The 7,952-nt window shown below is 38.8% G+C and carries 10 protein-coding genes; 3 read left to right on the forward strand and 7 right to left on the reverse strand.

The genetic code is table 11. The features are described 5' to 3' along the window. Positions 1-207: 207 nt before the first annotated feature. From AC559H_RS20550 to cysS, 3 genes are all read left to right on the forward strand, one after another. Positions 208-657, forward strand: coding sequence for a SufE family protein (locus AC559H_RS20550; protein WP_026795096.1), 450 nt, complete (start codon positions 208-210; stop codon positions 655-657). A gap of 31 nt (positions 658-688) precedes the next feature. Next, positions 689-1,027, forward strand: a complete 339-nt coding sequence (hisI, locus tag AC559H_RS20555) for a phosphoribosyl-AMP cyclohydrolase (RefSeq protein ID WP_026795095.1) — start codon at positions 689-691, stop codon at positions 1,025-1,027. 93 nt (positions 1,028-1,120) lie between these two features. Further along, entirely contained in the window at positions 1,121-2,560 is a 1,440-nt protein-coding gene (gene cysS / locus AC559H_RS20560) for a cysteine--tRNA ligase (protein WP_026795094.1), read from the forward strand. On the opposite strand, the gene AC559H_RS20565 is transcribed toward cysS, so the two are convergent. From AC559H_RS20565 to hoxU, 7 genes are all read right to left on the reverse strand, one after another. Further along, positions 2,519-2,830: a hydrogenase maturation protease gene (locus tag AC559H_RS20565; RefSeq protein ID WP_051319466.1), complete on the reverse strand. Its 312-nt coding sequence runs from the start codon at positions 2,828-2,830 to the stop codon at positions 2,519-2,521. The genes cysS and AC559H_RS20565 overlap by 42 nt on opposite strands. Before the next feature lie 20 nt (positions 2,831-2,850). Continuing rightward, positions 2,851-4,017, reverse strand: a complete 1,167-nt coding sequence (locus tag AC559H_RS20570; RefSeq protein ID WP_026795093.1) for a SpoIIE family protein phosphatase — start codon at positions 4,015-4,017, stop codon at positions 2,851-2,853. A 51-nt stretch (positions 4,018-4,068) separates the two neighbouring features. Continuing rightward, on the reverse strand, positions 4,069-4,569 hold the full coding sequence (locus AC559H_RS20575; protein WP_026788318.1) for a PAS domain-containing protein: 501 nt from the start codon (positions 4,567-4,569) through the stop codon (positions 4,069-4,071). Between the two features lie 10 nt (positions 4,570-4,579). Continuing rightward, positions 4,580-4,888: a (2Fe-2S) ferredoxin domain-containing protein gene (locus AC559H_RS20580; protein ID WP_233423081.1), complete on the reverse strand. Its 309-nt coding sequence runs from the start codon at positions 4,886-4,888 to the stop codon at positions 4,580-4,582. A gap of 89 nt (positions 4,889-4,977) precedes the next feature. Next, positions 4,978-6,408 carry a Ni/Fe hydrogenase subunit alpha gene (locus AC559H_RS20585; protein ID WP_026788316.1) on the reverse strand — a complete coding sequence of 477 codons (1,431 nt, stop codon included), beginning with the start codon at positions 6,406-6,408 and terminating at the stop codon, positions 4,978-4,980. 168 nt (positions 6,409-6,576) lie between these two features. Further along, positions 6,577-7,125, reverse strand: a complete 549-nt coding sequence (locus AC559H_RS20590) for an NADH-quinone oxidoreductase subunit B family protein (RefSeq protein WP_026788315.1) — start codon at positions 7,123-7,125, stop codon at positions 6,577-6,579. After that, complete coding sequence (hoxU, locus tag AC559H_RS20595; protein ID WP_026788314.1) at positions 7,113-7,829, reverse strand: bidirectional hydrogenase complex protein HoxU; 717 nt, start codon at positions 7,827-7,829, stop codon at positions 7,113-7,115. The genes AC559H_RS20590 and hoxU overlap by 13 nt, the downstream gene beginning before the upstream one ends. Positions 7,830-7,952 lie beyond the last annotated feature (123 nt).

Below are 7,952 nucleotides of genomic sequence, written 5' to 3' on the forward strand. Positions count from 1 at the left end.
AGGGGAGGGCTAGGGTGGGGTTCTATATTCTGATCGCAAATCATTTAAGATTGCTATAGTAACCCATCAGACTAAAAATTCCCCTGAATTCCCTGTATCCCTTCTAAGGGGGAGAATACCTCGCCCCTACGGGTAATCTAAAAGGGAATAGGCTCCCTACCAGCCAACACCTGCTAAACTTAGGTAGAAATTTTATGGTTTTGGATTATGTCTTCCACCACAACTCCCTTACCCCCAACTTTAGAACGGATTGTACAGCGTTTTAAACGGGCTTCTTCTAATAAATTGCGTTATGAACAATTAATTACTATCGCCCAAAAACTTCCTACCTTTCCAGAAGATCAGAAAATTCCTGATAATAAAGTTCCGGGTTGTGTGTCACAGGTTTATGTGATTGCTAACTTAGATGAACAGGGAAAAGTTCAGTTTCACGGGGATTCTGATTCTCAATTAACTAAGGGATTAGTTGCTTTTTTAATTATGGGAATGAATGGAATGACTCCCACAGAAGTTGTTGGACTTAACCCTGAGTTTATTCAAGAAACTGGATTACAAGCGAGTTTAACTCCTTCTCGCGCTAACGGTTTTTATAATATTTTTCAAACCTTCAAGAAAAAGGCTCAAAACTGTGATCCTAATCTTGATCTTGAAGTTTAAGGGATTAATTAACTTAAAATATTAACTGACTATGAATCAAGACTATTTGTGGATAGAAGCATTAAAATTTAATGAGCAAGGGTTAATTCCAGCGATCGCTCAAGACGCCCAAGATGGTACTATTTTAATGATGGCTTGGATGAATAAAGAATCTATTCAAAAAACCCTAGAAACTAAGGAAGTTCACTATTGGAGTCGTTCTCGTTCTGAATTATGGCACAAGGGAGCAACATCAGGACATATTCAAAAACTGAAATCATTATATTATGATTGTGACGCCGATACTCTATTATTAAAAATAGAACAAATTGGCGATATTGCTTGTCATACCGGGGCGAGAAGTTGTTTTTTCAAACAAATTAAATGTTGATTGTTAACTCTTAAAAATCCGTTTAAATGTTGATTGTTAACTCTTAAAAATCTGTGAAATCCGTGAAATCCGTCTAAATCCGTGATCAAAAATATGGTTATCAAAATTTATCATACTCAAACTCGCCAAAAAGAAGATTTTCAACCCCTAGAAGCAGGACAGGTCAAAATGTATTGCTGCGGGGTAACGGTTTATGACTATTGCCATTTAGGTCATGCTAGATCCTATATTGCTTGGGATATAGTTAGACGCTATTTAGAATATAGTGGCTATACCGTTAATTATATTCAGAATTTTACCGATATTGATGATAAAATTCTCAACCGGGCTAAATTAGAAGGCGCAACAATGGAGGCGGTTTCTAATAAATATATTCAAGCCTATTTTGAAGATATCCGACGCTTGAATATTCGGGATGCAAATGCTTATCCCAGGGTGACGGAACATCTTCCCCAAATTATCCAATTAATCCAAGAATTAGTAGATCAAGGTATTGCGTATGCAGTCGATGGAGATGTTTATTATAGTGTAAAAGATTTTGCCGATTATGGCAAATTATCCGGCCGCCAACAGGAACAATTACAAGCGGGTGCGAGTGGTCGAATTTCCTCCTCCGATACCGATACAATTAAGAAGAAAGATCCCTCGGATTTTGCCCTCTGGAAAGCCGCAAAACTAGGGGAACCTGCATGGGATTCACCGTGGGGAAAAGGTCGCCCTGGATGGCATATTGAATGTTCTGCAATGGTGCGATCGCTATTAGGAAATACCATTGATATTCATGGCGGCGGCGGGGATTTAGTCTTCCCTCACCATGAGAATGAAATTGCTCAATCTGAAGGCGCAACTCATCAACCTTTAGCCAATTATTGGATGCACAATGGCATGGTTAGAGTGAGTGGTGAAAAGATGTCTAAATCTTTAGGAAATTTTACCACAATTCGCGGTTTATTAGATAGTCCTTTGGATGCGATGGTGATTCGTTTATTCATTTTACAAGCCCATTATCGCAAACCTTTAGATTTTACCGATGAGGCGATCGCTTCGGCTGAAAATGGATGGAATACGTTAAAAGAGGGGCTATTATTTGGCAGGGAATATGGCGATAAATTAGGCTTTAAACCCGATGAAAAAGCCTTAATTGATGATGCTATTGGTCGGTTTAAAGAGGCAATGGATGATGATTTTAATACCCCGGAAGGGTTAGTAATTTTGTTTGAATTAGCCAAGGAATTAAGACGCGATCGCAATATATTAATTCATGGAGGCGATATTAATACCCCGACCGAACACTTACAGAAAACTTGGCAAACTTTAATGGAATTAGCCACGGTTTTCGGGTTAGAAGCAAAACCAGAGGAAAGTCAGAATTTAGGGTTAAGTGATAGTGAAATTGAAGCCTTAGTTCAGCAACGGTCAGAGGCGAAAAAAGCTAAAAATTATCCCGAAGGCGATCGGATTCGAGATCAATTGAAAGCATTAGGAATTACCCTAATTGATCAACCTGGAAATCAAACCATTTGGCATCGTTAATTGAGGTTGAATAAATTCGTTGTTGCGCTTGAGATATTTTGAGGGTAAGGCTTCCAAGGAAATAATATTAACCGTATCTCCTTCTAAAGCAGCATCCACAAAAATAACCGTATCAACTTCCGCCATTTCTGCGGCAACTTCCGGGGTGAGTTGATGGAGAGAAAGCGATCGCACATTCGTTAAATTCCACTGTTCAACCTCTGTTATTACCGCTTGACCAACACCATCATCTCCTCGAATGGGATTCCCATATCCGACAATTAAAATCATATTATTTTCTATATTTATTATTAACAATATTCTATCACAACTTCCTTTTGTTGACTGCGAAGTAACTGGACTAAATCTTCTATTAAGTTACGACGAATTGAAATATTTTTAGGTAATAAAGGATTCTGATAAAACTCATTAATTTGTTGACCCACTAAAAAATAAATCGAATCTCCTTCGATAATTTCCCGCGCCAATAAAACCGCCCCATTATTATCAGAAGCTAACCGGGCAATATCCCCCTTACATTTTCTCAAAATTTCCGTGGCTTTAGAAATCGTTAAAATTCCTTCTGTAACTAAATCCACCTCTTTTAGTTTACCAATAGGCGGTAAATCTTTTCGCATGGTTGCAATATCCATTTCAATAGTTTCTCCCATATAATTTGCGACTAAATTTCCAGTTGTTCCGCCACAAATTACTTTTCTGCCGGGGAAATTTAATAACCTATCGGCATATAATTCATCCTGAGTAATATCTAAAGGCGGGCCAGTAAAAATCATGACCGGGTTAGGTTTTCTAACATAAACCCCCACAAAAGTTGCATCATCGCCAATTTTTTCCCGATATAAAGAACGGGTTTCAGACATTACTTGCTCAATAATTGTTCGAGAATTAGTCGCTTGACTAATAAAAATTCTCTCCATGTATTTAGCAATATTATCCCAACCCCAGCCAAAATTCATCGTATCCCCTAACCCCGCATAAAGGATACCATCACTAATCGCCCCAATAAAATCTCCCCGCTCTAATGTTCCTTCTGAATATTGAATTTTTTTCCCTAAAATCTTATCAATTTTGGTTTCTAATTTAACAATGCGACCTTTTTTAAAATAAAGAATTGGCGGATTATCAAAATTAATTACTTTAAATTCATTGGTTAAATGATTAATCGAAATAATCGTAAAAGTTGCATAGGCAATTTTTCTCACCTGACAGATAGGTAAAGTTCCAATCACGGTTTTAATCACTTCCTCTAAAGGAACATCCGCATTTAACATGGTGATTAAAATTTCCGTGGTCAAGGTGGCTAAAATACTCGCTTTTACCCCACTTCCTAAACCATCGGATAAAACAATAGTGCTTTTAGTTTCGCTTTTGGTAAATTTAACTTGGTCACCACAAAGTTCTTCGCCTTTTTTATTCAAACTCAGGTGACAAATATCAAAAAAGTTATCTTGACTCATATTAATTTTATTAAAATATAGGGAATAGATAGAAACCCGGTTTCCGATAGTTTACTGATTCACCAGTTCAATAATTTTGAGTAAACTAATTTTAGTTTCGGCGGTGGTTTCTCCTAATAACCCGGCAATTTCTTGAGCGACTTTCATTTGATTATCAACTACTTCATTCACTTTTTTAACGGTTTCTGCCTTGATTATATCCGTTTCTTTTTTACGTTCCATTTCGGCGGTAATATCGCTCATAATACAGCCAATAATATTTTCTTCCTTAATGGGAAAAATAAACTCTCGAATATACAAATGATATTCAGGATATTCTGTTTCCCGTCCCCGAATTACCTGATTAGTTTCCCAAACAGTTTTAAAATGATCTACATTCCCTAAAATTTCGGTTACGGGTTTACCAATAATTTCACTCGCTTCAACATTAAATAGTTTACAAAAAGCCGGATTAACAACTTTAATCATCAAGTCTGAATCTACGGCAATTAAACCGTTAGGATCATATTCCCACAAAAGTTGCCAGAGGTGATTCTGAGTTGTTTCTAACATGGTGTTTATCTCAATTCTGATCTTTAATGGCGGGAAGAATTTCTTGCAAAAATCTATCTTCAATATTTTGAGGACTAATATTAATAAAATGTAAGTCCTTAAATTTCATCACAATTCCCGAACTACAAGTTTCTAAACAAAATGAGCCTTTTAGCTCAATTTTGTGATCAATATCATATTCACTCATCAAGGCTTGCAATTTCGGTAACACTTCATACACTCCAAGCTGATGACAAGCAGAACCCATACATAAATATAAGTTTTCCTTTGGCATTTTTTGCCTCCTAATATCATAAATCCGTTGTTGGGCTTTAGCCATTAAGATTGCGCTTAAGCGCAACAACGGGATTGAAAAATGTTGTTGGGCTTTAGCCATTAAGATTGCGCTTAAGCGCAACAACGGTGGGGTTAATGGCGGTATTTTTCTTTAATTACTGTTCCATCCTTTTGAATTAATTGGATGTGCAAAGGCATTTGTCCGACGGCGTGGGTGGAACAACTTAAACAAGGATCATAAGCCCGAATTCCGGCTTCGACTCGGTTTAACATTCCCTCTGGAATCTCATTTCCATGAATATAATGTTGGGCAATTTGAGTCACGGTTTTATTCATGGCTAAATTGTTTTGTCCGGTGGCAATAATTAAGTTAACTTTCTTAATTAATCCGTTTTCATCTACTTGATAATGATGGAATAAAGTGCCGCGTGGAGCTTCACTAACTCCCACTCCTTCTAAACAGTTAATCCCCGCCTCTGAACGCACCCGTTTTGAGATAATATCAGGGTCATCAACTAACTGTTCAATGGCTTCAATACAAGCGAGAATTTCCACCAAACGAGCATAATGATAAAAGAAGGAAGAAGTAGCTACCCGTCCCCCCGCCCGATGCCGAAATTCAATTAATTCTCGGTCTGCATCTTCGGTACCAATACAGTCACAAACATTCAATCTTGCTAAGGGCCCAACGCGATAAATACCATCGGGATATCCCAGGGGTTTGTAATAGGGAAACTTCAAATAAGACCAATTTTCAACGGCTTCTCCCAGGAAATCTTGATAGTTATCTTCACTCAAACCATCGGCAACAATTTCCCCATTACTATCAATAAATCTTAGGTGTCCGCCGTAGTGTTCCCAAGTACCATCGGGGGCAACTAACCCCATAAATAATGAGGGGAATTTGCCAAAAACATCAATTTCGGTTTTTAATTCCGTATCTAATAAACGCTTAAAGATACTAATAGCTAATTCGGTGGTTTGTCGAGCTTCAGGTAAGCGGTTAATAATCCATTCTCGGCCTTCATCGGAAAGGGGAGAACGCACCCCACCGGGAACGGCCCAAGCCGCATGAATTTTTCTGGCTCCTAATAGTTCAATTACCGTTTGTCCGAACTGACGCAGGCGAATTCCTGCCCGAGCTAAATCAGGATCAGCCGCCATTAAACCAAAGACATTGCGTTTAGCAGGATCACTATCCCAACCTAATAGAAAATCAGGACTACTGAGGTGGAAAAAACTTAAAGCATGGGATTGAATTAATTGGGCTAAATTCATCATCCGGCGCAGTTTTTCCCCCGCCGGAGGTACTTGCACTGCAAGGATTTTATCCCCGGTTTTTGCAGAAGCTAAGAGGTGACTAACGGGACAAATTCCGCAAATTCGAGCGGTAATTCCAGCCATTTCAAACATCGGTCTTCCTTCGCAGAATTTTTCAAAACCGCGAAATTCTACGACGTGAAAACGGGCATTTTCGACTTCTCCCGCATCATCTAAATAGACTGATATTTTAGCATGACCTTCAATCCGAGTTACGGGATCAATAATAACTGTTTTAGACATATTTTTAACCTCTGTAATTTGTTATTAAGATTGAGCATTTCTATCCCGTTGTTGCGCTTCAGCGCATCTAAAAATTGTTGTTGCGCTTCAGCGCATCTTTATTAGATTTGAGGATGAAAATTAAGGGTTATAATTTATATCCTCTCGTGCGCTTAAGCGCAACAACGATTAACCGAATTTGATCATTTCCCGTCCTTCCATTACGGGTCTTTTTCCTTCTAATAAAGGAGCGATCGCCGATTTAATTCTATCCGCAGAAGGAGGACATCCGGGTAAAAAGATGTCAATATCAACTAATTCATGAATCGGACGAACTCGCTCTAAAAGTTCAGGCACAATACCCGGTTCATTAGGCAATTGAGCCCCAATATCACTCAGTTCCAAATAACAGCGTTTTAAGACAGGTTCCGTACTGCCTAACATATTTCTCATCGCCGGAACATTAGCTGTTACCGCACAATCTCCAAAGGAAATTAAGAGTTTAGTCCGTTTTCTGACTTGATATAATAACTCTAAATTTTCTTCATTGGCAACCGCCCCTTCCACTAAACAAACATCGACATTTTCAGGATATTCTTTGATATCACAACCCACCGGACTAAAGACAACATCGACTTTTTCCGCGAGATCAAACAGCCATTCGTCTAAGTCTAAAAACGACATATGGCAACCGGAACAACCCGCCAACCAAACCGTAGCAAATTTTATCTTGTCCATTGATGTTTCCCTCTTGCATCTGCTAAGAATTCTAGTTTTTCACTATCCCGTTGCATTTCCGCCGTGGTAGTACCTTTTTTAAAGATTGAACCCGTGGGACAAGCATCGACACATTTACCACAGGAGGTACAAGCATCCACATCCCCCCAGGGTTGATTTAAACCACTAATAATTTTAGCTGCGGCTCCCCGATAGCCGACATCCCAGACGTGGGCTCCTTCAATTTCAGCACAAACTCTCACACACCGAGTACACATAATACAACGGTTATGATCGATGCCGAATTTACTATGAGAAATGTCTACTTCCCGGTCAGGAAAGCGATAGGGAAAACGGCTATGATCCATGCCCACTTCAATTGCAACGTCCTGTAATTCGCAGTTACCATTAGCAACACAAACGGCGCAAACATGATTTCCTTCTGCGAATAATAACTCCACGGTCATGCGTCGATATTCTTGCAGTTGGGGGGTTTGGGTACAGACTTCCATACCTTCTGCAACTTCGGTTACACAAGCTGGTAATAAACGATTAATTCCTTTAATTTCTACTAGGCATAACCGACAAGCACCCACATCAGAAACCCCGTCTAAATGACAGAGTTTGGGAATTTTGACCCCGGCTTCTTCGGCGGCTTTGAGTACAGATGTTCCTTCTTCAGCAGCAACATCAATTCCATCTATTTTTAGGGTTTTTACGGACATAATTTTTTCATCTCCTCTGAGGTTTAAATATCAAATTTAATCCTTTAACTTTAAGATGTATCTGGTTTCATTATAGCAGTTTTTCCTAATAATTTTTACATGATTTTTTAGGGTTTGACCCCT

The organism is Planktothrix prolifica NIVA-CYA 540, assembly GCF_963864145.1.
Taxonomy (GTDB): Bacteria; Cyanobacteriota; Cyanobacteriia; order Cyanobacteriales; family Microcoleaceae; genus Planktothrix; species Planktothrix agardhii.

What these genes read in the sequence shown, in the direction of transcription:
- AC559H_RS20580 (WP_233423081.1), bottom strand. Translation starts at nt 4,888, where the DNA reads ATGGCTAAAGCCCAACAACGGATTTATGATATTAGGAGGCAAAAAATG.
- hisI (WP_026795095.1), top strand. Translation starts at nt 689, where the DNA reads ATGAATCAAGACTATTTGTGGATAGAAGCATTAAAATTTAATGAGCAA.
- AC559H_RS20570 (WP_026795093.1), bottom strand. Translation starts at nt 4,017, where the DNA reads ATGAGTCAAGATAACTTTTTTGATATTTGTCACCTGAGTTTGAATAAA.
- AC559H_RS20550 (WP_026795096.1), top strand. Translation starts at nt 208, where the DNA reads ATGTCTTCCACCACAACTCCCTTACCCCCAACTTTAGAACGGATTGTA.
- AC559H_RS20590 (WP_026788315.1), bottom strand. Translation starts at nt 7,125, where the DNA reads ATGGACAAGATAAAATTTGCTACGGTTTGGTTGGCGGGTTGTTCCGGT.
- hoxU (WP_026788314.1), bottom strand. Translation starts at nt 7,829, where the DNA reads ATGTCCGTAAAAACCCTAAAAATAGATGGAATTGATGTTGCTGCTGAA.
- cysS (WP_026795094.1), top strand. Translation starts at nt 1,121, where the DNA reads ATGGTTATCAAAATTTATCATACTCAAACTCGCCAAAAAGAAGATTTT.
- AC559H_RS20585 (WP_026788316.1), bottom strand. Translation starts at nt 6,408, where the DNA reads ATGTCTAAAACAGTTATTATTGATCCCGTAACTCGGATTGAAGGTCAT.
- AC559H_RS20575 (WP_026788318.1), bottom strand. Translation starts at nt 4,569, where the DNA reads ATGTTAGAAACAACTCAGAATCACCTCTGGCAACTTTTGTGGGAATAT.
- AC559H_RS20565 (WP_051319466.1), bottom strand. Translation starts at nt 2,830, where the DNA reads ATGATTTTAATTGTCGGATATGGGAATCCCATTCGAGGAGATGATGGT.